This window comes from Bradyrhizobium sp. 604_D8_N2_3 (assembly GCF_051810765.1).
GTDB classification, from domain to species: Bacteria; Pseudomonadota; Alphaproteobacteria; order Rhizobiales; family Xanthobacteraceae; genus Bradyrhizobium; species Bradyrhizobium barranii.
On sequence record NZ_JBPWPM010000001.1, the window covers coordinates 5,445,758 to 5,471,970 of the forward strand.

Consider the following 26,213-nt stretch of genomic DNA (forward strand, 5'->3'; position numbering starts at 1 on the left):
CTGTCATCGCCCGCGAAGGCGGGCGATCCAGTATTCCAGAGAGGGGCGTGATGAAACCGAGAAGCCGCGGCGTACTGGATGCCCCGTTCAAGCCGGGGCATGACACCTGTGTTGTGGGTCCCGGCTCTGCGCAGCAGCGTTTCACGCTGCAGCGCGTCCGGGACACGAGCCTGCTTACCCGATCACCTTGCCGAACTTGTTCGACTTCGGGAAACCCTTCGGCGGCATGCGGCCGGCATCCGCACGGGTGCCTTGCCACTCGGCAAGCTCCTTCATGGTCGCGGAGAATTCGCGGCCGGCGGAGTCCTTCCAGGTCAGGCCCGCCTTGGCCTCGAACACGGCGACGTCGGACAGGCCGCCGTCCTTGTACTTCTGCAGCCGCACGCCGCGACCGCGGGCCATCTCCGGCACCTGGTCGAGCGGGAAGATCAGCATCTTGCGGTTCTCGCCGATGACCGCGACGGTGTCGCCGATCACCTCGGTGACCGTGCGCGCCTCGTTCGGCATGTCGACGTTGAGGACTTGCTTGCCCTTCTTGGTCGTGCCGACGCAATCGTCCTCGTTGACGACGAAGCCCTGGCCCTCGTGGCTCGCGATCAGGAATTTGCGTCCGCCCTTGTTGACGAACAGCGCGACGGGGGCCGCCTCCTGCTCGAGGTCGATGAACAGACGGATCGGCTCGCCGTGGCCGCGACCGCCCGGAAGCTTTGCGACATCGAGCGAGTAGAATTTGCCGTTGGTGGCGAACAGCAGCAGCTTCGAGGTCGTCTCCGCGAAGAAGGCAAAACCGAGCTTGTCGTCCTGCTTGAAGGCCAGCCCCGAGAGATCCTCGACATGGCCCTTCATGGTGCGGATCCAGCCCTTGTCGGAGACCACGACCGTCACCGGCTCGCGCTCGACGAGGGCTTCTTCCATTGCGGCGAGGTCGTGCTCGGGCGCATCCGCAAAGGTGGTGCGGCGCTTGCCGAGCGGCGTCTTCGGTCCGAACATGTCGCGGACCTTGCCGACCTGCTCGCCGACCTTCTTCCACTGCTCCGGCTCCGAAGCGAGCACCGCGTTGATGCCCTTGAGCTCGGCGCGGAGGTTCTTTTCCTCGGTGCGGATCTCCATTTCCTCGAGCTTGCGCAAGCTGCGCAGGCGCATGTTGAGGATGGCCTCGGCCTGCACCTCGGTAAGCTTGAACGCCTTGATCAGCGCCGGCTTCGGCTCGTCCACGGTGCGGATGATCCTGATCACCTCGTCGAGGTTCAAGTACGCGATCAACAAACCGCCCAGAACTTCAAGCCGGTTTTCGATCTGCGCCTTGCGGAAGTTGGTCCGGCGGATCAGGACGTCGCGCAGATGGTCGAGCCATTCGCGCAGGCACTCCGCGAGCCCCACCACCTTGGGGATGCGGCCCTTGATCAGCACGTTGAGGTTCAGCGGAATCTTGTTTTCGAGCTCGGTCAGCCGGAACAACGATTCCATCATCAGGGCGGGATCGACGTTCTTCGACTTCGGCTCGATCACGATGCGGACGTCTTCGGCCGACTCGTCCCTGATGTCGCCGACCAGCGGCAGCTTCTTCTGGTCCAGCAGCTCGGCGACCTTCTCGATCAGGCGCGACTTCTGCACTAGGAAGGGAATCTCGGTGACGACGACGACCCAGGTGCCGCGCGTACCCTCTTCCTGCTCCCATCGCGCGCGAACACGGAACGAGCCGCGACCCGTCGTATAGGCTTCAGCGATCGCCTGCTTGGAATCGACGCAGATGCCGCCGGTCGGGAAATCCGGGCCCTTCACCCACTTCAGCAACACCTTGGATTTCGCGTCGGGCTTCTCGATCAGGTGCAGCGCGGCGTCGCAGAGCTCGGCCGCGTTGTGCGGCGGGATCGACGTCGCCATGCCGACCGCGATGCCTTGCGCGCCGTTGGCAAGCAGGTTCGGAAAGCCGCCGGGCAGCACGACCGGCTCTTTCGACTGGCCGTCGTAGTTGGGCCGGAACTCGACGCCGTCCTCGTCGATGCCCTCGAGCAGAAGCCGCGCGACGTCGGTCATGCGCGCTTCGGTGTAGCGGTAGGCAGCCGGGTTATCGCCGTCGATATTGCCGAAATTGCCCTGGCCGTCGACCAGCGGGTAGCGCGAGGAGAAATCCTGCGCGAGGCGTACCATGGCGTCGTAGATCGCCTGGTCGCCATGCGGATGGAACGAGCCCATCACGTCGCCGACGATCTTGGCGGATTTCTTGAACGCCGTGCCGGGGTCGAGCCGGAGCAGGCGCATGCCGTAGAGGATGCGCCGGTGCACCGGCTTCAGACCGTCGCGCGCATCCGGCAGCGCACGGTGCATGATGGTGGAGAGCGCATAGGCGAGATAGCGCTCTTCCAGCGCCTCACGCAGCGGCACCTCGTGAATTTCGGCCGGTTCCTCCGGCGGAATCAATCGTTTTCCCATGCCGCCCGGTTAAACCGTGGAAGCGAATCGGGCAAGGATCGATTGGTTCCCTGTGGGCGGCTATTGCCCTGCCCAGCCGGCGGTCACTGGCTGCTGGGTCTTGGCTTGCGCGGTGACCGGCGCATTCGTCAGGCAACGCCGGGCGACCTCGATTTCGGCCTCCGTTGCCCCCTTGGACCGCGCCCAACTCTCTGCGGCCGCAGCGGAATATTTCGCCACGTAATACCGGATCACGGTGCAGGATGCCCGGCGAAAGACACCCGGTTGCGGCTCGCCAGCCACGGCGTCAGGCGCGAACGCAAGCAACGCCGCCGACACGGCGAATCCCTTGATCAACATTTTTGGCTGTCCCCGTTGTGGAACCCTGCGAGGGCCAATTCAGCCAGGGGGATTTCGTTCCGGGGAAATATCATGCCCGCGGGCAAGGCAGAGGCGCCCTCAGGTCATGGCGCCGGAATAGCCGCCTTCGCCTGCTGCCGCGTCAGCGCATTGATGAAGCCGGCGCGCGCGTCGGAATGGCCCTGGCCGCGGGGCTCCAGCACATGGCGCAGCAGGAACAGGCCGGTGAGCCGGAAGCCATCCTGGAGATCCTGGTCGGTGAGGTCGCTCGCGGCCTCGCCACGACGCAGGAACGGCGGCAGGCGCAACAGCCGGTCGCGCCACGGTTCGCCGGCCCCGCGCGACACCGCGCCGCCGGATTTCGGCGAGACATAGATCAGGTCCGCGGTCTCGCCGGTCACCGCGCAGTTTTCCAGCGCGAGCCCGAAGCCGAGCTCGGCGAGCATCGCCAGCTCGAAATGGATGAGGTGCACGGCGGCACTGCCGATATCGTCGAAATCATCGAGCGAATGTTCGAGCATCGCGAAGATGTCTTCGTGCGGATCGCGCTCCGGCAGCAGCCGCGCAATCGAGGCGAGATGGGTGACGCCATAGACGCCGTGGGAGGATCCCAGCAGCGTCGCCGCGCGCAGCTTGAGGCCCTCAATCGCATAGGTGCCGAGATGCTCGTCGAGCCGCGCCCGCCACACCACACTGACGCTGTTGCCGGGCTGCAAGAGCGGCCGCATCCGCGAACCGGCGCCACCGCGCACGAGGCCGAGATGCCGGCCGTGCGCACGCGTCAGCAGCTCGACGATGGCGCTGCTCTCGCCATGCCGCCGCACGCCCAGCACGATGCCTTCGTCGGTCCATTCCATGGAACGGAGCTTATCGCATTTCAGGTGAGTGTAGGACGGGCAAAGCGAAGCGTGCCCACCAATTTGATCCGCAGCACGATTAGGTTGGGCACGGCGCGCAAGGGCGCGCCTTTGCCCACCCTACGGCATCGCGCAAGACGTTAGGCGTTGAACCAGCCCTGGGCGTCGCCGCTGAACGAGAAATACAGCCCCATCGCGGTCAGCACGCAGGAGACGATCTCGATGACGCTGTCGAGCTCCAGGCCCTTCTCGCCGATGATCTGGCCGAGCGAGATCACGGACAGCACGAGGGCCGCCGCCAGCACCCAGCGCGGCCAGTTCTTGCGCCAACGCGCAGCCAACCAGACGAAATAGACCAGCAGCAGGATCATGCCGCCGGCGAGCATGGTCGCCATCATGATCATCGGCTCGGTCATCTCGGCACTGGGCGTGCGGTCCTGCACCGCGACCGACAGGGCATCCAGCATCAATGACGCATAGAGCAGCGCTTCGAAGCGCCGGACGTTGCTGGGTACGCTCATCGGTGACCGATCTTTTCTTGGTTATTCTTTGGGAAATTCCAGGCCCATCTCGCGATAGCGATCGGGATCGTCGCCCCAGTTTTCGCGCACCTTGACGAACAGGAACAGGTGCACCGGCACGCCCAGGATCTCGCCGATCTCCTTGCGCGAGTCCGCGCCGATCGACTTGATGGTGGCGCCGCCTGCGCCCAGCACGATCTTGCGCTGGCTCTCGCGCTCGACGAAGATCGTCTGCTCGATGCGCACCGACTTGTCCTTGCGCTCCTCCCACTTGTCGGTCTCGACCGTGGATTGGTAGGGCAATTCCTGGTGCAGCTTGCGATAGATCTTCTCGCGCGTGATCTCGGCCGCAAGCTGCCGCATCGGCGCGTCCGACATCTGGTCTTCGGGGTAGAGGAACGGGCCCGGCGGCACGATTTCGGCCAGCGTATGCCTGAGGTCGTCGACGCCGTCGCCCGAGATCGCCGCGATCATGAAGGTCTTTGCAAAGGCCATGCGCTCGTTGGCGGCCTGCGCCAGCGCCAGCAGCTTCTCGCGCTGGACCAGATCGACCTTGTTGATGACCAGGATCTTCTCGTGCTTGACGCTGGCGACCTTGGTGAGGATCGCCTCGGCCTCTTCATCAATCCCGGCCTTGGCGTCGAGCAGCACGCAGACGAGGTCGGCGTCGTGCGCCCCGCTCCAGGCCGTCGAGACCATGGCGCGGTCGAGCCTGCGCTTGGGCAGGAAGATGCCGGGCGTGTCGACCAGGATGATCTGCGCGTTGTCCTCGATGACGATGCCGCGGATCAGCGCGCGCGTGGTCTGCACCTTGCGCGAGACGATCGTGACCTTGGCCCCGACCAGCGCATTGACCAGTGTGGATTTTCCGACATTCGGCGCGCCGATCAGCGCAACGAAGCCGCAGCGCGTTGCGGAGGGCGCCTCGCCGCTTGCTTCAGCCGTCATTGCCGCCGCCAACACCTTCACGTTCGATCATCACTGAGGCCGCCACCTTCTCCGCTGCACGCTTGCTGCCACCGATGCCTTCGGCCGACGCCAATCCCGGCAGATCCACCGCGACGCGGAACTGCGGATCGTGATGCGGGCCGGTGCGCTCGACCTCGCGGTAGACAGGCGTCGGCAGCCCCTTCCCCTGCGCCCATTCCTGCAGCACGGTCTTGGGATCGCGCAAGGGACGCCGCGGCTTGTGCATGCGTTCGGTCCAGTTGCGCCTGACGAATTCCGCCGCCGCCGCGTAGCCACCGTCGAGGAAGACGGCGCCGATCACGGCCTCGCAGATGTCGCCGAGCACGCTCTTGCGCAGGCGGGCATCGGCGCTCGGCCCGACCGAACCGAGCTTGACGTCGTCGAGCAGACCGAGCGACTTGGCAACGTCGGCGCAGCTCTCCTTGCGCACCAGTTCGGCAAGTCGCTTGGACAGCTCGCCCTCATCAGCATTCGGGAAGGCGTGATAGAGCATGTCGGAGACGACGAGCCCCAGCACATGGTCGCCCAGGAATTCCAGCCGCTGATAGCTGTCGCCGCGCTTGCGCCCCGACTTCAGCGCCGAGACATGCGTGATCGCCTGCATCAGCAGATTCGGATCGGCAAAGCTGTGGCCGATGCGCGCCTCGAGCGCCGCGTTCGCATCCGAGGCCTTGGCCTTGCTGCTGCGTACCCGCTTCTTCTTTGCAGGTGTCTTGGTTTCAGGTGTCTTGGTTTCAGGCGTCTTGGTCGCAAGCGTCTTGGTCGCCGCTTCGCGGTCGGCGCCCGCCGCGGGCTCGGTCGATTGGATCGGGATGTCCTTGGCTTCGTCTTTCATCGGACGATTTTGAAGAAACGGTTCCAGCGCACCGCCCAAGGCCAGCGCCAGAACATCCAGGCATGCTCGCCTTCGGCGATGGAGAAGAAGATCATCTGGGCGCGGCCGATCAAATTCTCCTGCGGCACGTAGCCGACCTGGCCGAGGAAACGGCTGTCGGTGGAGTTGTCACGGTTGTCGCCCATCATGAAGAAATGGCCCGGCGGCACGTTGTAGACGTTGGTGTTGTCCATGTAGCCGTTGTCGGCGCAGTCCAGCGTCTCATAGGACACGCCGTTCGGCAGCGTTTCCTTCCAGCGCTTCACCCGCGAGATGCCCCCGCCCTCGGAGCCGCAGGGATCCTCGCCGACAAATTCGCTCATGCGCTGCCGCTCGACCGGAGTGTCGTTGATGTAGAGCAGCCCATCCTTCATCTGGATGCGGTCGCCGGGAAGGCCGATGACGCGCTTGATGTAGTCGGTGGAGTCGTCCTTCGGCAGGCGGAACACGACGATGTCGCCGCGGTTCGGGTCCGAGCCCCAGATCCGCCCCGAGAACAGCGGCGGCGAGAACGGGATCGAGTAGTGGCTATAGCCGTAGGAATATTTTGAGACGAACAGATAGTCGCCGACCAGCAGCGTCGCCTTCATCGAGCCGGACGGAATGTTGAACGGCTGGAACAGGAACGTGCGGATCACGAGCGCGATCAGGAGAGCGTGGATCACGACGCGGATCGTTTCGCCGACGCCGCTTTCAGTTTTCGTTCCCGAAGTCACGCTCATTGCTCTCTCAATTCCGGCCGGCGGTCACAGAGCGCCCTCCTTCCGCGAACAGCCCATCGCTTCGCGGCCCAAGGAGATTGTCCTGATTCTGATAATGAGGGCCAATTCCGGCGTAAAGCCGAATTCGCCCAGCCTGATTTGCGTTCGCGGACTTTTAGACGGTTGTCGGGTGCCACGCAATCAAGGATCGCATCAAAACTGCATAAGACATTGATTTTTAATGTGAATTATAAAAACAGCCCGCCGACGGTCAGGGCTTGGCCAGCGGCACCGCGGAAATGATGACGAAGGCCTGCGCCAGCGGCCAGTCGTCGGTGATCGACAGGTCGATTTTCGCCTCGAACCCCTCGGGCGTCAGGGCCTGGAGCCGGGCCAGCGCCCCGCCCGTCAACTGCATGGTCGGCCGCCCTCCCGGCAGGTTGACCACCCCCATGTCGCGCCACCAGACACCGTTCCGGATGCCGGTACCTAGCGCCTTCGAGCAGGCCTCCTTGGCGGCGAAGCGCTTGGCGTAGGTTGCAACCACCATCTTCTCGCTCTTGGCGCGCCGCTCCGCCTTGGCCCGCTCGGCCGCGGTGAAGATGCGGTCGAGGAAACGTTCGCCATGGCGCTCGATCACCTTGCCGACGCGGGTGATGTCGATCAGGTCGGAGCCGATGCCGATGATCATGCCCGGCTCCGGCCGCGGTCCATCGCCGCGCGCATGCTGCGTACCGTCTCGGCGAGCCCGACGAACAGTGCCTCGCCGATCATGTAGTAGCCGATGTTGAGCTCCATGATCTCCGGCAGGGCCGCTATCGTCTCCGCCGTCGCATAGTCGAGCCCATGGCCCGCATGAACCTCGAGCCCCGCTTCCTTGGCCAGCTTCACCCCTGCCACGATCCGCTGCCATTCCGCCTCGGCCTTCGCGGTGTGCCCGTCGACGACGGCGTCGCACCAGGCCCCCGTGTGGATCTCGATCACGGGCGCACGCAGCCGTGCCGCCATCTCGATCTGCGCGGGATCGGCGGCGATGAACAGCGAGACCCGGATGCCCGCATCGTTCAGCCGTGCGATGTACGGCGCGAGCGCATTGTGCTGGCCGACGACGTCGAGGCCGCCTTCGGTCGTCACCTCCTGGCGGCGCTCGGGCACGAGGCACACCGCGTGCGGCTTCGTGGCGAGCGAGATGCGCATCATGTCGTCGGTCGCCGCCATCTCGAAATTGAGCGGCTTGGAGATCTCGGCCTTCAGCCGCGCCATGTCCTCGTCGCGGATGTGCCGGCGATCCTCGCGCAAGTGAGCGGTGATGCCGTCGGCGCCGGCCTCGATCGCCAGCAGCGCGGCACGCACCGGATCGGGATGGCGGCCGCCGCGCGCGTTACGCACGGTTGCGACGTGGTCGATATTGACGCCGAGGCGGAGCGGAGAAGCGGACATTTCAGGACTCACGAAATCGGGGAGACGGACGCATGCGAGAGGCGTCTATCCATTAACACGTTCGACACGGGCCACGACCGCCTTGGCGCGCAACTGGGCGAGGATCGCGCTCAGATGCTTGAGATCGTAGACCTCGAGGTCGATCGTCGTCTCCGTGAAATCGGGCGAGCGGCGCTGCATGCTGATGTTGTCGATGTTACCGTCGTGCTCGGCGATCACGGTCGCGATCTGTGCCAGCGCGCCGGGCTCGTTGACGTTCTCGACCTTGATACGGGCCGGGAAGCGCTGCGGCGCGGAATCCTCGATGTCCCAGCGCACGTCGAGCCAGCGCTCCGGCTCCTCCTCGAAATCCTTCAGGGCCGGCGCCTGGATCGGGTAGATCGTTATCCCCTCGCCCGGCGTGACGATGCCGACGATGCGGTCCCCGGGCACGGCGCCGCCGTTTGGCGCGAACTTCACCGGCAGGTCGGAATTGATGCCGCGGATCGGGATCGCGACCGGGCTGCGCGGCGGCTCCGACGACTTCTCCCTGAGCTTGGCGGCGAGCCCCTTCTTGACGCCGTAGCGCGCGATGCGCTCCTCCTTGTAGTCGGGATACATCGCACGCGCGACGTGGGAGGCCTTGATCTCGCCGCGACCGACCGCCGCCATGACGTCCTCGATCGAGGTGCGCGCCAGCCGCGGCAGCGCGCCCTTGAGCTTGTCGTCGGCATATTCGATCTTGGCGCGCTCGAACAGGCGCTCGACGATGCGCCGGCCGAGACCGACATATTGGTCGCGCACCGCGGTCCTGGTGGCGCGGCGGATCGCGGCGCGCGCCTTGCCGGTGACCGCGAGCGTTTCCCAGGCCGAGGGCGGCGCCGCTTGGGCCTCCGAGGTCAGCACCTCGACCTCGTCGCCGTTCTGGAGCTCCGAGGAGAGCGGCGCGAACTGGCCGTTGATCTTGCAGCCGACGGCGCTGTTGCCGACGTCGGTGTGCACGGCATAGGCGAAGTCGATCACATTGGCATGGCGCGGCAGCGCGATCAGCTTGCCCTTCGGGGTGAAGCAGAACACCTGGTCGTGGAACAGCTCGAGCTTGGTGTGCTCGAGGAATTCCTCGGGGTTGGCGCTCTCCGAGAGGATGCCGATGGTGTGGCGCAACCAGGCGAACGCATTGGACTCGCGCTTGAGAAACTCGGTCGGCGAGCCCACGTCTTCCTTGTAGAACACGTGTGCGGCGATGCCGCGCTCGGCGATCTGGTCCATCGCCTCGGTACGGATCTGCAGCTCGACGCGCTGGTTGCCGGGGCCGATCACGGTGGTGTGGATCGAGCGGTAGTCGTTCTGCTTCGGCGTCGAGATGTAGTCCTTGAAACGCCCGGGCACGACCGGCCAATTGGTGTGGACGATGCCGAGCGCGCGATAGCAGGCCTCGATGTCGTTGACTACGAGGCGGAAGCCGAAGATGTCGGACAATTGCTCGAAGCCGACCGACTTGCGTTCCATCTTGGTCCAGATCGAGAACGGCTTCTTGCGGCGGCCATAGACCCGCGCGCCGAGCCCCCGGTGGCGCAGATTGTTGGAGAGCTGGTCCTCGATCTCGCCGATCAGGTTGCGGTTGCGCTCGGCGAGCGCGTCGAGCCGCTGCATCACCACCGAATAGGCTTCCGGATCGAGGGTGCGGAAGGACAAATCCTCCAGCTCCTCGCGCATTTCCTGCATGCCCATGCGCCCGGCCAGCGGCGCATAGATGTCGAGCGTCTCCTCGGCAATGCGCCGTCGCGACTCCGGCGGCACGAAGTCCAGCGTACGCATGTTGTGCAGGCGGTCGGCGAGCTTGACCAGCAGAACGCGGACATCGTCGGCAATGGCCAGCAACAATTTGCGCAGGTTCTCGGCCTGCTTGGCCTCGCGCGACACCAGCTCCAGCCGCTTCAGCTTGGTCAGGCCTTCGACCAGCGCGCCGATCTCGGGCCCGAAGATCTGGTCGATCTCGGCACGCGTCGCCTCGGTGTCCTCGATCGTGTCGTGCAGCAGGGCAGCCACGATGGTGGCGTCGTCGAGCTTCAGATCGGTGAGAATCGCCGCCACTTCGAGCGGGTGCGAGAAATACGGATCGCCCGAGGCACGTGTCTGCGAGCCGTGCGCCTTCATGGCGTAGACATAGGCGCGGTTCAGCAGGTCTTCGTTGGTATTGGGATTGTAGGACCTGACGCGCTCGACGAGGTCATATTGACGCATCATGCGCGCGCGAGGCTTGGCCGGGCGCCCCACCGGCGCAGTCGGGGCCACGGCAACCGATTCGGTTGCGGCCAGCATCTGCGTTTGTCTCCGGCGCCGATACACCATGCCATCCTGCCTTCAAACGGACCATGAGCTGCCCGTTGCATACATCTTAGCCCCGATCGCGCGTGCGTCCGATCAATTCGGTGACAGGCAAGCAACGCGATGCGGCAACGCTATGGTAACCACGAAAACGCCAACAAAAGCAAAGGCCCGAACACGGGTTCGGGCCTCTGATAAGATCACAAGAAATCGACGACTGCGACGGGACGATTACTCGTCCTCCTCGGGCTGTTCTTCCGGCGGCGCGAGGCCCTCGAGGCCCTTCAGGAGCTCCTCTTCGGTCATGCGCTCAACGGCAACTTCGGTATCGTCGGCATCGACGCTGGCACCGGCGGAACCGATCAGCGGGACCGTATCGGGCTCGGGCTCGTCGACCTCGACGAATTTCTGGAGCGAGTGGACCAGCTCCTCGCGGAGGTCCTCCGGCGAGATGGTTTCGTCCGCAATTTCGCGTAAAGACACAACGGGGTTCTTGTCGTTATCGCGGTCAACCGTTAGTTGTGAACCGGACGAAATCATGCGGGCCCGGTGGGCGGCCAGCAGGACCAGGTCAAACCGGTTGTCGACCTTGTCGATACAATCTTCTACGGTGACGCGAGCCATGGACTGTCGCTCCGTTGTGGGTGGGACGAAATATGTGGATGATTGGGGCTAGTTATAGGGGACAGGGCGATTTCGCAAGGCCAATTTGTGATTTGGCCTCGCCAAACGGCTCTGCTACCCCCACATTGGGGCTGGGATGGGTGGTTTGCCGGGCTGCTATTGAGGGTGGCACCGGGAGGTCCGCCATAACTATACCTTGATTGCCACGACTTCTCCGGATTTGCGGTTTCGACGGGCTTCGGCGGCACCATAGACCTGCGCGGCTTGCTGTCGCCGCGCCAACAATAAACGATCAATCACGAACGCTACGCGAGCAAACTGAATGTCACCTTCTGCCACTAACAAGATCGCGCTCTTCATCGATGGGGCCAATCTCTACGCGACGGCGAAAACTCTGGGCTTCGACATCGACTACAAGCGCCTGCTGAAGGAGTTTCAGAGCCGCGGGACGCTGTTGCGGGCGTTCTACTACACCGCGATCATCGAGGATCAGGAGTACTCCTCGATCCGCCCGCTGATCGACTGGCTCGACTACAACGGCTACACGGTCGTCACCAAGGCGACCAAGGAGTTCATCGACGCCTCCGGCCGCCGCAAGGTCAAGGGCAACATGGACATCGAGCTCGCCGTGGACGCCATGGAGCTCGCCGAGCACATCGACCAGATGGTGCTGTTCTCGGGTGACGGCGACTTCCGCTCCCTGGTCGAAGCCGTCCAGCGCCGCGGTGTCCGGGTCACCGTGATCTCCACCATCGCGAGCCAGCCGCCGATGATCGCCGACGAGCTGCGCCGCCAGGCCGACGTCTTCACCGACCTAGTCGAGCTGCAATCCAAGCTCGGCCGCGACCCGTCCGAACGACCCGCCCCGCGTGACCGCGGCGAGCGTGGCGAGGGACGCCATCACGCCCCGCAGTTCCTCCAGCGCGCGACCACGATGGCGCCGAGGGGCGATGACGACTTCGAGGAGTGAGGCGGCCCGGTCAAGCCGCCAGCCTCTCACCCTCGTTCCCGACCGTGACTGTCCGCTTTGTCCGCGCCTGGTCGCCTTTCGCGAGGCGAACCGCGCGCGCGAGCCGTTGTGGCACAACGCGCCGGTCCCCCCCTTCGGCGACATCAAGGCGCGCCTGCTGATCGTCGGCCTTGCACCAGGCATGCAGGGCGCCAACCGCACCGGCCGCCCCTTCACCGGCGACTATGCCGGCGACCTGCTCTACGCCACGCTGCTCGAATACGGCTTCGCCAAGGGCACCTATCAGGCGCGGCCCGACGACGGCCTGAAGCTGGTCGACTGCCGGATCGCCAATGCCGTGCATTGCGTTCCGCCACAAAACAAGCCGCTGCCGGTCGAGATCAACACCTGCCGCCAGTTCCTCGGGGCTACCCTCGCGACGATGCCGAAGCTGCGCGCGATCGTCGCGCTCGGACGGATTGCGCACGACACGGTGCTCAAGCCGCTGAACCTGAAGGCCTCGCAAGCTCCCTTCGGCCACGGCGCCGTGCATCAGGCCGGCGCATTCAGGCTCTACGACAGCTATCATTGCTCGCGCTACAACACGAACACCGGCGTGCTGACGACGGACATGTTCCGCAGCGTGTTCGCGAAGGTGAAGGCCGACCTGGACTAGGGCTCGGCTGGATTGGCCTTCAGCCAGTCCAGGACGTCGCCGGCGTTCCGATCGGGCGGAAACACCGGATAGAACACATGGGTGACCTTGGCGTCGTCGATGATCAGCGCAAGGCGCTTGATCAAGGTCAGGCCAGCGACCTCCATGGTCGGCAGATTGAGGGCGCGCGTCAGCGCCAGCTTCTCGTCCGACAGCACGGGGAACGGCAGGTGCAGCCGCGACGCCATCTCGGTCTGGTACGCGTTGCTCTGGGTCGAGAGGCCGTACACCTGCGCGGCGCCGGCAGCTTTCAGCTCGGCAAACAGATCACGAAACGCGCAAGTCTGCGGCGTGCAACCGCGCGCGCCCGGGATCATGTCCCAATCGTCGACCAGCCCGATCTTGCCGGGCTCGCCGGTGCGCGGATAGGCGAACACCACGGTCCGGCCGGAGAGCGCTGACAGATTCACCGACGTATCGTCGGTCGCGAGCAGGCTGACCGGAGGCAAGGTCATGCCCTTGAGATGCGCGGCGCCGCCGTCGTCGGCGGGTGCGGGAATCTGGCTCCAATCGACCTCGAGCAGGTTCTTCTGAGTCATCCGCCAACCTCTTGCCGCTATCCCCTCGCCCGCAACAGTCGGCCCTTCTCCCGGCTCCAGTCGCGCTTCTTCTCGGACTCGCGCTTGTCGTGCAGCTTCTTACCCTTTGCAACCGCCAGCTGCAGCTTGGCCCGCCCGCGCTCGTTGAAATAGAGCTTGAGCGGGATCAGCGTCATGCCTTCGCGGTCGACCGCGCCCATCAGCTTGTTGATCTGCTTGCGATGCAGAAGCAGCTTTCGCGGCCGCTTGGGCTCGTGATTGAAGCGGTTGCCCTGGAGATATTCGGGAATGGTGGCGTTGATCAGCCAAATCTCGCCGTCCTTGGAATCGGCGTAGGACTCCGCGATCGTGCTCTTGCCGTTGCGGATCGATTTGACCTCGGTGCCGGTGAGCGCAATGCCCGCCTCGATCGTGTCTTCGATCGCATAGTTGAAGCGGGCCTTGCGATTTTCCGCCATGACCTTGATAGGACGTTCGTTCTTATCGGCCATAACAGACAATTCCGGTCGAGATGCGCGCGTAAGCTAACAGTTTGGATGAAGCGCGCGCGTCACTTCTTGAGGAGATCGCGGATCTCGGTCAGCAGTTCGACCTCGGCCGACGGTTTTGCCGGAGCCGCAGGCGCCGCCTCCTCCTTGCGCTTCAGCGTGTTCATGGCGCGGATCACCAGGAACAACACGAAGGCGACGATGATGAAGTTGATCGTCAGCGTCAGGAAGCTGCCGTAAGCAAGTACTGCACCTTGCTTTTTCGCATCCGCTAAGTTGGTGGCGGTCACCGCCTTCGACAAGGGGGCGAAGTAGTTCGAGAAGTCGAGGCCGCCGGTCGCGGCGCCGATGATCGGCATGATGACGTCACCGACCAGCGACGTGACGATGGCGCCGAAGGCCGCACCAATGATGACGCCGACGGCGAGGTCGACGACGTTGCCTTTCATGGCGAACTCGCGGAACTCCGTGAGCATCTTCCTGCCCTTCTCGTCGACGCTCATGAACGGCTCTCCGGTTGGCTAAATCAGTTGATCAGCCCAGCATGAACCATCGCGCTGCGCACGGCAACGCGCGTCGGCTCGGTGACCGGAACCATCGGCAGGCGCAGCGTCTCGTCCAGCTTGCCGAGCAGCGACATCGCGTACTTGATCGGCGCCGGATTGCTCTCGATGAAGAGGTTGTTGTGCAGCGGCATCAGCTTGTCGTGGATTGCGAGCGCCGCCTTGGTATCGCCCTTCGCCCAGGCGGCCTGGAATTCCGAGCACAGGCGCGGCGCGACGTTCGAGGTCACCGAGATGCAGCCATGGCCGCCATGCGCCATGTAGCCGAGGATGGTCGCGTCCTCGCCAGAGAGCTGGTTGAAATCCTCGCCCATCGCCGCGCGCTGCTGCGAGACGCGGACCATGCTGGCGGTGGCGTCCTTGACGCCGGCGATGTTCTTCAGCTCCCACAGCCGCTTCATGGTCTCGACCGACATGTCGATCACCGAGCGCGGCGGAATGTTGTAGATGATGATCGGGATGCCGATCGCATCATTGATCGCCTTGAAGTGCTGGTACATCCCTTCCTGGGTCGGCTTGTTGTAATAGGGCGTCACAACCAGCACGGCGTCCGCGCCGGCCTTCTCGGCGTGCTGCGCGAGCTCGATCGCCTCTTTCGTCGAATTGGAGCCGGCACCCGCGACCACGGGTACGCGCCCCTTGGCTTCAGCGATGCACCATTCGACGACCTTCTTGTGCTCGTCATGGCTGAGTGTCGGGCTCTCGCCGGTGGTGCCGACCGGGACCAGGCCGTTGGTGCCTTCCGAGATCTGCCAGTTGACCAGCGAGCGGAACGCCGCCTCGTCCAGCGAGCCGTTCTTGAACGGCGTAACCAAGGCGGTGAACGATCCCCGGAATTTCGTCTTGGCTGCCATGGACTTCCTCCGTACGCGGCTATCTCTTGAGCAAGCTGCATTCATATCGGGTCTATCCCGCCGGTAAAAGACCCGCTTCCGTGTGACGCACCGTTTAGGCCGCGATTTTGCCGCGGTGGTGGTGCAAACTGGGCAAAGGTAAGCAGCTGTTGGTATTTTGTCCGCATATTCAAGCGAATACAGCTAGGTCTTGAGCCAACTGACTGATTCGGGGCGACCAAACGCCGTGACCTCCTTTCCTCGTTCCGCATGGCGATCCACCGGTCTGGCCGTGTGCCTCATGGCCGGGCTGTCGGTCGGCTGCGCCGCCCTGGCCAAGTCCAATGAGACAACCGCGGACGGCGCCAAGGACACCGCGAAGCCGGCGGCCAAGGACGCCGCGAAGGGATCAGCCAAAGAAACAACGAAGGGAACCGGCAAGGAAACACCGAAGGGCGCGAGCAAGGGAGCGGCTGGCGCCCCGGCCAAGGATGCCGCGAAGAAACCCGGCAAGGATGCTGGCAAGGACGCCGCCAAGGATGCAGGCAAGAGCGCCGGCAAGGAACCCGCCAAGGACAAGCCCAAGCCCGCAGCCGCCGCGCCAAAATCACAGCCGGCCGCCAATGGCTCGCCCCCCAAGACCGCACCCGCGCCGGCCGTGACGGCTACCGTCAGGCCTGCCGCCCCGGCGCCTGTCGCCAAACCCGTCGCAGCTCCTCTGCTTGCGCCGGCGACCCGCCAGCACGCCACGCCGCGCAAGCCAGTCACGCCGGCCGCGGTCGCTGCGACCTCCTCGACGTCGCAAGCCGACAAGGACACGCTCGAGAACGTCATCGAGCTCGTGCGCAAGCGCAAGGCGGCCGACGCCACCAATTACGCTTCCTCGATCTCGGATCCCGTCGCACGAAAGCTCGCCGAATGGATCATCCTGCGCAGCGAGGACAATGGCGCGACCGTGGAACGCTATCGCGCCTTCCTCTCCGCCAATCCGAGCTGGCCGTCGCAGACCTTCCTGCGCCGGCGCCTGGAGGCCGCGATGTGGGACGACAGGCGCGACGATTCGGTCGCGTGGTCGTGGTTCGAGAATGAATCGCCTGTGTCCGCCAAGGGCCGCTTCACGCTCGCCAAGGCGATGCTGGCGCGGGGCGACCGCGCCAATGCCGAGCGGCTGGTGCGCGAGGCCTGGCGCAGTGATCCGATGTCGGAGGAGACCGAGAACAACGCGCTCGACCAGTTCGGCGCCCTGCTGACGCCGGGCGACCAGAAGGCGCGGATGGACACCTTGCTCTACGGCAGCGAGAACGAAGCCGCGCTCCGCGCCGCAAAACGCCTCGGCGCCGGCTATGTCGCGCTGGCCAAGGCCCGCATCGCCTCCGTCAAGAAGGCGCCGAATGCGCGCGCGCTGCTCGACGCCGTGCCGCGCGAGCTGCACAACGATCCCGGCTTCATCTTCAGCAAGATCCAGCTCCTGCGCCGCGAGGAGAAGTTTGCCGAAGCCGCCCAGCTGATGCTGTCGGCGCCGAAGGATCCGAACCGGCTCTACAATCTCGATGAATGGTGGATCGAGCGGCGCCTGCTGGCGCGCAAGATGATCGACACCGAGGAATTCCGCAGCGCCTATCTGATCGCGCGCGACGCGGCCCTGCCCTCGCGCGACATCTACAAGACCGAGCAGGAGTTCACCGCCGGCTGGATCGCGCTGCGCTTCCTCAACGACCCCGCCGCCGCCACCCAGCATTTCGCCCGCATCGGCGTCGGCAGCGTCAATCCGACCACGCTGGCGCGCGCCGGCTATTGGCAGGGCCGCGCGGCCGAAGCGGCGGGCCGCCAGCAGGAGGCGCGCAACGCCTACGCGCGGGCGGCCGAGCAATCCACCAGCTATTACGGCCAGCTCGCGCGCGCAAAGCTCGGCCTGCCGCAGATCGAGCTCAACAGCCAGCCGCGCGGCCGTGGCGCCGAACGGCTGGAGATCGTGCGCGCCGCGCACCTGCTCTACGAGCTCGACGAACGGGAGATGGCGATACCTGTTCTCGCCGACATGGGCGAGAACGGCGATCCCGAGGCGCTTGCCGGCCTTGGCGAGCTCACCCAGCGCTACAGCGACGCGCGCGGCATGCTGCTGCTCGGCAAGGCTGCGCTCAACCGCGGCCTCCCCTTCGACTTCTACGCCTATCCCGTCAACGGCATTCCGCAGTTCACGCCGATCGGCCCCGAGGTCGAGCGCAGCATCGTCTATGCGATCGCGCGGCAGGAAAGCGCGTTCAACCCCTCCGTGGTCTCGCCGGCGCAGGCTTACGGCCTGATGCAGGTGACGCCGGACGCCGCGCGTTACGTCTGCAAGCGGCACGGCGCGACCTACGATCTGGGGCGGCTGAAGAACGATTCGGTCTACAACGCCACGCTCGGCTCAGCCGAGCTCGGCGGACTGCTCGAGGACTACCGCGGCTCCTACATCATGACCTTTGCCGCCTACAATGCCGGCCGCGGCAGCGTGAAGAAATGGGTCGACCGCTACGGCGACCCGCGCGATCCCAAGGTCGACGCGGTCGACTGGGTCGAGCTGATTCCGTTCTCCGAGACGCGCAACTACGTGCAGCGGATCATGGAGAATCTTCAGGTCTACCGCGCCCGCTTCGGCGGCGGCACACGGTTGCAGATCGAGGCTGACCTGCGCCGCGGCACCGGCAGCGTGGAATAGAGCCATCCTCCTGTGCGCTCCCGATTGACCGCCGAGAGCGTCGGCGGCGAGCGCCGTCGGTCGTCCGGATGTGAGCCGCTGAAGAAGAGCTGAAGCTCGCGCGCGATCTTCAGGCGACCCTTGCTCGACGCTGAGCCCTGAGCGCTCCCTGGTCGTAGTCCGATCGGCAAGCTCGCCGTTCCACGTCCTCGAACATGAAGGCGTCGATCGCCGCCTGCTGCAGCGTCAGGACGGTGGGGCGCTTGCAAGGCCATGCCGGTCAACGGCAGGCGGCCCGTTGCAAACATTGCGCGCAGATGCCCGCAGCGCAGAGGCCCCTCCTCCGTAACAGCCTCGTCCAGATCGTCACGGACGATGGAGCATGGGAGCAACGCCAGCCCTCCGCCAGCATTCCGCGGCGTTAGAACAGCCATGCCGCCAAAAGAAAAGCCCCGGCGGTTTCCCGCCGGGGCTCTCTGTCAGGTCGTTAGACCAAACTTACCAGTTGCGCTGAGCGCGGAGCAGCAAGCTGACCGTGTTCTGATCCTTCAGCTCGTACACAGCACCCGGCTTTGCGACAACTGCCGCAGGGCCAGCAGCGAGCGTGCTGATCGTGCCCGCGAACTTCTGGTCGAGCATGGTGTAAGCCACGTCCGCCGAGAAGGTCAGGTTCTTCACCGGCGTCCAGCGGGTGATCAGACCGATCGTGCCGAGGTTGAAGTTCGGGTTGCAAGAGGTGATACCCGCAGTGGCGGCACCCAACGTAGCGAGTTGGTTGCAAATGAGAGTCGCACCACCGTTGCTGTACGTCAGCTGAGCGTACGAACCGTAGATCGCGGTGTTCCAGTACGGATCCCAGTTGTGGGTGTAGGCGCCGCGCATACCCCAGCTCGTAACCGTGTTGATACCGGTTCCGTTGGCGAACACACCGTCAGCCGCACCGGCAAGGCCAATGCTCTGATAGGCACCAGCCAGGTTGGTACCGCCGAACATTGCATAGTTCTGCGAAGCCAAGCTCTGGAAGTTGTAGCGGGTCGCACCATCGGTGTAGACCGCCTGGACGTTGATCACGTCGCCCGCACCAGTCGGAATGTTCTTGATGGACAACGCCGCCTGGACAGCCCAGCCCCACTTGTCGCCCGGATGACCGGCCGCTTCGGTTCCGACAAGCCCCGGAGTCGCGTAGTACGCTACGTGGTTGTTGTGCGCCGCTGCGGACAACTGGAACAGACCCCAAGCCTGGTCAATACGGACCATACCCTGGATGTCAGGAGCCCGCGTGCCGCCGAAGGCATTGATGCCGTAGCCGCCGGTACCAAAATTCGCGACCGAAACGCCGGCGCTGGTGTTGTACAGGTTGCTCTGATAGTAGGCCGTCGGATCCACCGCCGAAATCGCGGCAGTGATGCCCTGACCGAAGTCGGCAGTATAGGTGAACTGGTTCACACCAGTGACCGTGCCGCCGCCGCCAGTCAGACCGTCGAAGTTGTTACCCGGATAGTTGGTCCAGGGAGCGTCGAACTGGGCAACAGCTTTACCCATCGTGAAGCCCGCGAACTGGATGAAGGCGTAGTACACGCCGAGCGTACCGCCGGCGATTGCGCCTGAGGTGGCATTGTTGGGTCCGCCAACGCCCGTGCTGCCGAGCTGCGAGTAAACGGTGGAGCCGTTGCCGGTGCCGTTGCCCGAGTAGTTATCCGTCGTCCACGAGAACACCACGTCGGCGAAGGTACGAACCACGCCGTATTCGGTCGCGGTGCGCGTGTCGACGTTGAAGTCTTCACGGGCGCGAGTGACGTAGTAGTTCGTCAGACGGTTCGCAGAACCGTTAACACTGCTGAAGTTACCGTTGAAATCGGTAGCGTTGATCGCGACTTCAGCACGCAGGTAACCACCCAGCTTGATGCAGGTGTCAGTGCCCGGGATGTAGTAGAATCCGGCACCGTACAGGGAGCAGATCTTCACGTATTCGACCGCTTTGGCCTTCACGGGGAGATCGGCTGCCTGTGCTCCGCCAACGGCAATCAGACCTGCCGCTGAACCGAGCAAAAGGCTCTTAACCAACTTCATGTTAAACCTCCAAGTTTGCTCTATAGGGAAGGTTCCGGATCCGCTGGGTGACGACACCCTAAGGTTGGTTCCCTTGTCCCTTAACTCACCGCTTAGTCGCTTCGCGCCTTCGGACACACCCGCTGAACGCGAGGGACTTAAGCGATCCGGCTGTTCGGTGAGCCAGAGCCAAAGAAATCAGTAACTTACTGATTGCCAACGCTATTTGGATGCCTGTAACTACAAGGCTTCGTACAAAATGGCGCTGCTAATGGCTGGACTGAGCAAGACTTCGACTGGGACCTACACTGCCCGGAAGGCGATCCCCAAGGACATCCGAGACGCCTACGCGGCTAAGTACGGCAACGCTTGGGAAGAGAAGTTCCGTTTGAACGGAGGAGCTTCACCCCATGAAGCCCGAGCCCGCTATGGAGAATGGCTGGCCGACATCGAGACCCGCATCGGAAGCCTAAGAGCTGCGAAGAAGAACGGGCCACAACCTCTTACCCGACAGAACGCTTATGCGCTCTCTGGTCGCTGGTATGCTTGGTTCATCGCGCAACATGAAAAAGACCTTTGCACCCCAGCTCATTGGAGAGCCTTGGCCGATACCTTGGTCTGGAACGTGATCCGCCCACATGCGACGGAAGAATACGAGGAGCGCCCGAGGGATGATCCCCGGTGGGATTGGCAGGTACACCCGGACGTCAGGGATGAGGTTCGCCCCGCAATTGCTATTGAAGCGCGAACAGCTGCTTTCCTTCTGGAACAGGGGCTCAGCTTGACCCCAGATGCGACCAATCTCTTTCTCGACGCAGTCAGCGACAACCTCTTGCCAGCGTTTCAGCGTTTAGAAGCGATGGCGCGTGGTGACTACTCCCCAGACGCCCATCAGCAGGTGTTCCCTCGGTTTGAGGAAGCGACGGGCAGCACCCCGGTGAAGGCGATGGAGCTGTTCCAGTCTTGGGCAAAAGCTGTCCAACCTGCGGAAGGAACGGTCTATCGTTGGACCGCCGTGTTCAAGGAAGCTGATCAACATTTCCCGGATGTCAGGAACATCAGCTTCGAAAATGCCCGGGCGTGGATGAAGGGGCTTGTCAACGAGGACCGATCGGCCAGCACCGTTGCAGCTGCATGGCGCACCGCGCTGAAGACCGTCTTTGGCTGGGCCGTCCAAGAGAGGATGATCGATAACAATCCATTTCCCGAGGTGCGCATCAGCGTCCCTCGAAGGAACATCGAACGGGAAACGAAAGCCTTCGATGAAAACGAGATTAAGACTATCTTGGCAGCAGCCCTGAAATGCGACGACACAAAGTCGTACCGAGAGCGCGCGTTTCGGTGGGTGCCTTGGGTTTGCGCGTATAGTGGTGCCCGAGCTGGCGAGATTACGCAGCTACGAGCGGCCGACATTCAACAGCGCAATGGATCGCACTTCGCTAGGCTGACACCGTCCGCAGGTAAGATCAAAACGCGTAAGGCGCGGACAGTGCCGCTTCATGAGCACCTCATAGCACAAGGGTTTCTCGATTTCGTCGAGCGAGCCGAAGGCCGACCGCTCTTTTACCCTACGCCAAAGGGAGAGGTCGAGGGTGGACCTCGGCACACCCCCGCTGAGCGCATGCGGTCTCAGGTTGGCACTTGGGTCCGCTCGCTCGGCATTGCCGACCGTGAGATAAGCCCCAATCACGCATGGCGACATACGTTCAAGGCGATGGCAGCACGCGTTGGCATTGAAGAGCTTTACAGCGATGCGATCACAGGACATTCACCGGCATCAACTGGGCGCGCATACACAAAACCGCTCCCGGAGGACCTTGCCGAAGCTCTCAAGAAGTTCCCGCGATACAGGCTGGATTGACGCCCTTGCCGAGCAGAAGTCAAAGCCGCTGCAGGACGCATAGCGGCGCCGCGCCTTGGGCACCTTTCGCGCCGATTGAGCTCCTCCGATTTCAAAACTACGCAAGAGGAACCCGCAAGTGACTGACCAAGCTGAAACACTGGAAACTAATGAACAGTCACCAAGCATTTCACGTGAGGAAGCGAAGGTGCTGCATAGGGCGCCCTTGGCGACCTTGCGCGCAACATTGGCAAGCGTACAGGCTCATGTGCTCGCAAGTGAGCTAGCCACACGCTATCCGAGACCGAACACCACAAAGGGCAAGGCATACGCACGGAAGAAGACGAAAAGAGACTACACAAACGCTATGGCCGCGTTCATTGCCGATCTGCTGGACGCAGTTGAAAGAGGCTTCAGTGAGGGCTGGCTACGGTGTTCGCTGAAGAAGGACGATTACACCGGCCAATACATCACGTGGCATATGTTCAACGGCGTCCGCCAAGCGTTGACCGAGGCGGGCCTAGTGGACCACCAGCCTGGTTACCCGGGTGCTTACGGGTTCGGTAACCCCGGCCCCTCGCATGGCAAGCTGTCGCGCTTCAGGGCAACACCGTCCCTCCTGTCTACCTGCGAGGCCCACGGCATCACGCCAGCAACGGTGCGGCAACATTTCCATTTCGAGGAGGTAATGCCATCGGAGCTGGTGCAGCTCACCTCGCCATCGCACAAGACACCGAACACCGAAAAGGTGCAGCGGCTCCGGACGCAGATGGCTGAACTGAACGCGTTCTTCGCCGGACACTCCCTCACACACCCGGTGATCAAACACCTCGGCTGGGTGCGGAAATTCCACCAAGCAACCAATTTACAAACTTTCGGATGGAATAAAGGCGGTCGCCTGTATTCCTACCCACTGAACACCGCGTGCTACCAACACCTAGGCGAGGAGACGCGGCTTGAGATGCGGATCGACGGCGAAGACGTGGTCGAGATTGACATCTCGTCGTCCTATCTCAGCATTTTCTATGCTTGGTGCGACCAGCAACTCGACACCGAGACAGACGCCTATGGTGGCATTCTTGGCCCGACCAAGGTTGACCGGGAGGTGGCCAAGTTCTGGATCAATGTGTCGTTCGGCAATGGTAGGCCGCTGACCCGCTGGAACAAGGACCTGACAGAGGACCTCAAGGACCGCTTGGATCGCAAGGGCATCCCGCCTGCGGCGTTCGATCCCAAGGCCTACCCGATGCGGCTGATCAAGGAGCGAGTTTGGCAGCGCCATCCTCTGCTTGAGCGCTGGGGTCGAGAAATCAGGGGCCGCGTCCGAGACTGGGCGGACCTGATGTTCGTTGAGAGCGAGATTGTCATAGGCGCCATGGAGGAGCTGAAGGCCAAGGGCATCCCGAGCATGCCGGTCCACGATAGTTTGATTGTGCAGGCGAGCAAGGAAGCGGTGGCCAAAAACGTCCTCAAGCAACAATTCCGAGCACACACCGGGGTGATGCCCAAGCTCGATGTGGGTAGGCTTGAGCCGTTCTGAGTATTACGGGGTTCATCCCATACCAAAGGTATCTAGGTGTATGATATATATATAGATTATCCACTATGACAACTCGACCTGTGTCACCACAGCGCACATACCTACCATATCAGGGAACAAATGTTTGTAGGCGACGGCATACCTCGTTGTGTGACGTAAATCACATAGTTAATATCTACACGGAGAAATGGTCTGCAGAGAGCCTAGAGAGGCCGAACGGGCCCTTTGGTGAGCCAGCGGCGCCGCTGGGTGCGATTTCAAGGGTCAGGGCTACTGTCCCTAGCACCCGAGCGGAGGCAGCTCCGTGGCCCTAAGGCCATGTCCGGGACCTGCGGAACTCCAACTGAACTCCGGTCCCCGGGAGGCTCAAGCACGTAGGGCGCCAGAGGCTCAAAACCAGAGGCTCCTTTGGGATGACTTGTATGCTGCAGTCGCCAGTCTGAAAGCGGTTGGCGCTTTAGTCGGCGAATTTTGAAGCTGGGGTGGGCGTCGCATTCAAAAAGGATCCCCTGCGTGAAAAGGAGGCTCATTTTTACCTGTTTTTCCAAGGTTTGCGCCCCGCGATCCCATCTGGTAAATCGTCTAAGCAATTGATATTACTACCATATTGGCGGCTGCGGACCTGTTGATTTAGCTCAACGGCCGGCGTGCAGCCCCTTTCACGATCCAACCATGAACCGGCCCGACGATGCGCCTTCGCCCAAGCCCAAGCCTTCGCGGGTGGAGGAGGCACGGCGCATGATCGAGGAATACGCGGAAGACCTGCGAGAAATCCTACGGAAGCTGCGTCAGAAGCTGCATTGATTGTTGACACTCAGCATTTGCCGTCCGGCTCCCGTGAAACGGACCTTACCCGCCCTGCCCGGCTAGCCAGAATGCCCCCGAATGAGACCGCGACGCCTGCGACGAGGGAACGGCATAGCATCGGCCGCCCCGCCTCATTCCTGAAGAGCCCGGTAGACCGACGCGCGGCCAATCTTGAGAGCCTTTGCGATAGCGGACGCGCCCATGCCTTCAGCCTTGAGCGCCTTCACTTTGGCGGTGTCGATAGAGGCCTTGCGACCTTGGTAAACCCCGCGAGCCTTGGCATCCGCAATGCCCTCAAGCTGCCGCTCCTTGCGAAGGTTGGTTTCGAACTCAGCGAACACACCGAGCATATCCAGAAAGCACTTGCCAGCGGCTGTGTTCGTATCGATCGGTTGCTCGGTGGCCCGCAGGGAGGCACCCCGGGCTTTCACGGCGCGCACAATGTCCTGCAGATCACCAATGCTGCGCGCGAGACGGTCGATGCGTGTCACCATCAGCACGTCACCGGAGCGTAGGAAGTCCAGCACGGTGCGCAGCTCCTCACGGCCGTGGGTGGTGGTGCCTGTTCGCTTCTCTGAGCGGATCAGGTCGCAACCTGCCGCGCGCAACGCGGTCTCTTGAATGGTTAGCTCCTGATCGATGGTGGAGACGCGAGCGTAGCCGATGACGGTCATGTGTGCCTCTGGTGTCTCGTTTGCCTCTGGACCACGAGACAGTGTCGTCTCATAACCTCGAAGTCAACCCTATTGAGACAGATTTCGCGTCTCAACCGCCTGTCTCGGAAGGGTAGACCCTAACGGACGGTTCGTGGGCAGGCTCTGTGGCGTATGCAACACCTTTCTCCAATGGCGCGAGTGCGGTTGCGTCTCTATTTGCGCGAGTGCTATCTGGGAACCCGCAAATATGGGGCAAGGAATGGCACGCAAGGCAGGGGCGACTTCGGAGACTATCGCAGCCGCAAACGACAAGATTGAGAAGGAGGTCGCACGGCGCAAGCGCACCGTTCGCAGCTTCCCGGCCGCTCCATTCGAGGACGCCATCGATTTTGTGAAGAGTATGTTCGAGTTCGGAAGCGGTGAAGCCGTGCGCAGGCTCTCGCTGTTCGACCATATCGGTAAGTCGCCAGACAGCGGCGCGAGCCGCATGTTGGTGACCAACGCGAACAAGTACGGTCTCATCAAAGGCAGTTATACAAGCGAAACACTCGAATTGACGCAAGACGGTGTACGTGCTGTTGACCCGCAGATACCAGCACGAGATCAGCTACGTGCAAAAATCAAGCTAGCGATAGAGGATATCGAGATTTTCGCGAAGCTCCATGCGCGATTTGTGGGCCGGTCCTTACCAGCGAAAACCGCTCTAATCGATACGGCTATGGAGCTGGGTGAAAGCAAAGACGCCGCGCCGGAAGCCGTTGAAACATTCATCCTTAATGCGCGATATGTTGGCCTGTTGGCGATGCTGTCCGGTGCTGAGCGTCTCGTCTCGAAAGATGCTGCAGTGGATGCTGTTCAGCAGCCCGCAGGACAGACGACGCTAGGAACGTCCTTGTCATCCAATCCACCCCCAATAATGCCGCCAGCGGCTGGCGCTATCATCACAGCAGACCACGCCAAATTCGAAGCTACTTGCTTCTACATCAGTCCTATCGGCGGGGCTGACAGTGAGTACCGCCAGCACTCCGACCTGTTCATGGGCACACTCATCGAACCAGCCGTAGCGTCATTTGGGTTGTCACTGGTGCGTGCCGATCAGATAGATAAGCCGGGGATGATCACGAAGCAGATTATGGAGTTTCTGGTCAAAGCCCGACTAGTAATTGTCGATATGTCCTATCACAATCCAAACGTCTTCTATGAGCTGGCAATTCGCCACATGATGCGACTGCCTATCGTACAGATTGTTCGGAAGGCCGACACGATACCATTCGACGTCAACCAGATGAGGACCGTTATCATCGACACGTCGGATATCTATTCGTTCGCGCCGCGCATCTGCACATATCAAACGGATATATCCTCCCACATAAGGCGAGCGCTCGAAGCTCCTGATGCGGTTGAGACCCCCATATCCATTTTCTTTCCAACGCTGCGTGCAACGCAGGCATAGAGGCGGGGCAGTCTTCTGGAGCATGTGCTGTCTTCGGGG

24 protein-coding genes are annotated in these 26,213 nt (G+C 62.8%); 7 read left to right on the forward strand and 17 right to left on the reverse strand.

The window, feature by feature from the left end; translation table 11 throughout:
• Window positions 1-174 precede the first annotated feature (174 nt).
• The 11 genes from parC to rpoZ all read right to left on the reverse strand — a co-directional run bounded on the left by parC (window position 175) and on the right by rpoZ (window position 11,065).
• Entirely contained in the window at window positions 175-2,433 is a 2,259-nt protein-coding gene (gene parC / locus AB7245_RS25910) for a DNA topoisomerase IV subunit A (protein ID WP_085399874.1), read from the reverse strand.
• A gap of 60 nt (window positions 2,434-2,493) precedes the next feature.
• A complete protein-coding gene (locus tag AB7245_RS25915) occupies window positions 2,494-2,772 on the reverse strand; it encodes a hypothetical protein (protein ID WP_071913189.1) in 279 nt (92 codons plus the stop codon).
• Window positions 2,773-2,876: 104 nt separating this feature from the next.
• On the reverse strand, window positions 2,877-3,629 hold the full coding sequence (gene recO, locus AB7245_RS25920) for a DNA repair protein RecO (RefSeq protein WP_085399875.1): 753 nt from the start codon (window positions 3,627-3,629) through the stop codon (window positions 2,877-2,879).
• Window positions 3,630-3,769: 140 nt separating this feature from the next.
• Complete coding sequence (locus tag AB7245_RS25925; RefSeq protein ID WP_085399876.1) at window positions 3,770-4,150, reverse strand: hypothetical protein; 381 nt, start codon at window positions 4,148-4,150, stop codon at window positions 3,770-3,772.
• Between the two features lie 21 nt (window positions 4,151-4,171).
• Window positions 4,172-5,098, reverse strand: a complete 927-nt coding sequence (era, locus tag AB7245_RS25930; RefSeq protein ID WP_085399877.1) for a GTPase Era — start codon at window positions 5,096-5,098, stop codon at window positions 4,172-4,174.
• On the reverse strand, window positions 5,088-5,954 hold the full coding sequence (gene rnc / locus AB7245_RS25935; RefSeq protein ID WP_085399878.1) for a ribonuclease III: 867 nt from the start codon (window positions 5,952-5,954) through the stop codon (window positions 5,088-5,090). The genes era and rnc overlap by 11 nt, the downstream gene beginning before the upstream one ends.
• Window positions 5,951-6,715: a signal peptidase I gene (lepB, locus tag AB7245_RS25940; protein WP_014494746.1), complete on the reverse strand. Its 765-nt coding sequence runs from the start codon at window positions 6,713-6,715 to the stop codon at window positions 5,951-5,953. The genes rnc and lepB overlap by 4 nt, the downstream gene beginning before the upstream one ends.
• A 250-nt stretch (window positions 6,716-6,965) precedes the next feature.
• The gene (gene acpS, locus AB7245_RS25945) at window positions 6,966-7,385 is read right to left on the reverse strand and encodes a holo-ACP synthase (RefSeq protein WP_014494745.1); all 420 of its coding nucleotides are present in this window, start codon (window positions 7,383-7,385) and stop codon (window positions 6,966-6,968) included.
• A complete protein-coding gene (locus AB7245_RS25950) occupies window positions 7,382-8,134 on the reverse strand; it encodes a pyridoxine 5'-phosphate synthase (protein ID WP_085399879.1) in 753 nt (250 codons plus the stop codon). Before AB7245_RS25950 ends, acpS begins: the two co-directional genes overlap by 4 nt.
• A 45-nt stretch (window positions 8,135-8,179) precedes the next feature.
• Entirely contained in the window at window positions 8,180-10,465 is a 2,286-nt protein-coding gene (locus AB7245_RS25955) for a RelA/SpoT family protein (protein WP_071913178.1), read from the reverse strand.
• Window positions 10,466-10,672: 207 nt separating this feature from the next.
• Window positions 10,673-11,065 carry a DNA-directed RNA polymerase subunit omega gene (gene rpoZ / locus AB7245_RS25960; RefSeq protein ID WP_014494742.1) on the reverse strand — a complete coding sequence of 131 codons (393 nt, stop codon included), beginning with the start codon at window positions 11,063-11,065 and terminating at the stop codon, window positions 10,673-10,675.
• A gap of 322 nt (window positions 11,066-11,387) precedes the next feature.
• On the opposite strand from rpoZ, the gene AB7245_RS25965 reads away from it, so the two are divergent.
• Entirely contained in the window at window positions 11,388-12,035 is a 648-nt protein-coding gene (locus tag AB7245_RS25965) for a LabA-like NYN domain-containing protein (protein ID WP_014494741.1), read from the forward strand.
• The gene (locus AB7245_RS25970) at window positions 12,016-12,690 is read left to right on the forward strand and encodes a uracil-DNA glycosylase (protein WP_085399881.1); all 675 of its coding nucleotides are present in this window, start codon (window positions 12,016-12,018) and stop codon (window positions 12,688-12,690) included. Before AB7245_RS25965 ends, AB7245_RS25970 begins: the two co-directional genes overlap by 20 nt.
• On the opposite strand, the gene AB7245_RS25975 is transcribed toward AB7245_RS25970, so the two are convergent.
• Genes AB7245_RS25975 through dapA form a run of 4 tightly spaced genes read right to left on the reverse strand, consistent with a single transcriptional unit; the run spans window position 12,687 to window position 15,173 of the window.
• Window positions 12,687-13,268, reverse strand: coding sequence for a peroxiredoxin (locus AB7245_RS25975; protein WP_063982831.1), 582 nt, complete (start codon window positions 13,266-13,268; stop codon window positions 12,687-12,689). The genes AB7245_RS25970 and AB7245_RS25975 overlap by 4 nt on opposite strands.
• Before the next feature lie 17 nt (window positions 13,269-13,285).
• Window positions 13,286-13,759, reverse strand: a complete 474-nt coding sequence (smpB, locus tag AB7245_RS25980) for an SsrA-binding protein SmpB (protein WP_008133025.1) — start codon at window positions 13,757-13,759, stop codon at window positions 13,286-13,288.
• Between the two features lie 59 nt (window positions 13,760-13,818).
• Entirely contained in the window at window positions 13,819-14,232 is a 414-nt protein-coding gene (gene mscL / locus AB7245_RS25985; protein ID WP_063986320.1) for a large conductance mechanosensitive channel protein MscL, read from the reverse strand.
• A 50-nt stretch (window positions 14,233-14,282) separates the two neighbouring features.
• Window positions 14,283-15,173, reverse strand: a complete 891-nt coding sequence (gene dapA, locus AB7245_RS25990) for a 4-hydroxy-tetrahydrodipicolinate synthase (protein WP_085399882.1) — start codon at window positions 15,171-15,173, stop codon at window positions 14,283-14,285.
• A 280-nt stretch (window positions 15,174-15,453) separates the two neighbouring features.
• Here dapA and AB7245_RS25995 point away from each other — a divergent pair, with 280 nt between their 5' ends.
• Entirely contained in the window at window positions 15,454-17,850 is a 2,397-nt protein-coding gene (locus AB7245_RS25995; protein WP_439035060.1) for a lytic transglycosylase domain-containing protein, read from the forward strand.
• Window positions 17,851-18,327: 477 nt separating this feature from the next.
• Here the strand turns inward: AB7245_RS25995 and AB7245_RS26000 are convergent, their stop codons facing one another.
• Window positions 18,328-19,899 (reverse strand): porin, encoded by a 1,572-nt coding sequence (locus AB7245_RS26000; protein ID WP_166097085.1) that lies wholly within the window; start codon window positions 19,897-19,899, stop codon window positions 18,328-18,330.
• Between the two features lie 250 nt (window positions 19,900-20,149).
• Between AB7245_RS26000 and AB7245_RS26005 the strand changes: the two genes are divergently transcribed.
• The 3 genes from AB7245_RS26005 to AB7245_RS26015 all read left to right on the forward strand — a co-directional run bounded on the left by AB7245_RS26005 (window position 20,150) and on the right by AB7245_RS26015 (window position 24,062).
• The gene (locus tag AB7245_RS26005; RefSeq protein WP_439035061.1) at window positions 20,150-21,739 is read left to right on the forward strand and encodes a tyrosine-type recombinase/integrase; all 1,590 of its coding nucleotides are present in this window, start codon (window positions 20,150-20,152) and stop codon (window positions 21,737-21,739) included.
• A gap of 118 nt (window positions 21,740-21,857) precedes the next feature.
• On the forward strand, window positions 21,858-23,258 hold the full coding sequence (locus AB7245_RS26010; protein WP_439035062.1) for a hypothetical protein: 1,401 nt from the start codon (window positions 21,858-21,860) through the stop codon (window positions 23,256-23,258).
• A gap of 672 nt (window positions 23,259-23,930) precedes the next feature.
• Complete coding sequence (locus AB7245_RS26015) at window positions 23,931-24,062, forward strand: hypothetical protein (RefSeq protein WP_439035063.1); 132 nt, start codon at window positions 23,931-23,933, stop codon at window positions 24,060-24,062.
• Between the two features lie 134 nt (window positions 24,063-24,196).
• Here AB7245_RS26015 and AB7245_RS26020 read toward each other — a convergent pair whose 3' ends face one another.
• Complete coding sequence (locus tag AB7245_RS26020) at window positions 24,197-24,739, reverse strand: recombinase family protein (RefSeq protein ID WP_439035064.1); 543 nt, start codon at window positions 24,737-24,739, stop codon at window positions 24,197-24,199.
• 241 nt (window positions 24,740-24,980) lie between these two features.
• Between AB7245_RS26020 and AB7245_RS26025 the strand changes: the two genes are divergently transcribed.
• A complete protein-coding gene (locus tag AB7245_RS26025; protein WP_439035065.1) occupies window positions 24,981-26,174 on the forward strand; it encodes a hypothetical protein in 1,194 nt (397 codons plus the stop codon).
• Window positions 26,175-26,213: the final 39 nt, after the last annotated feature.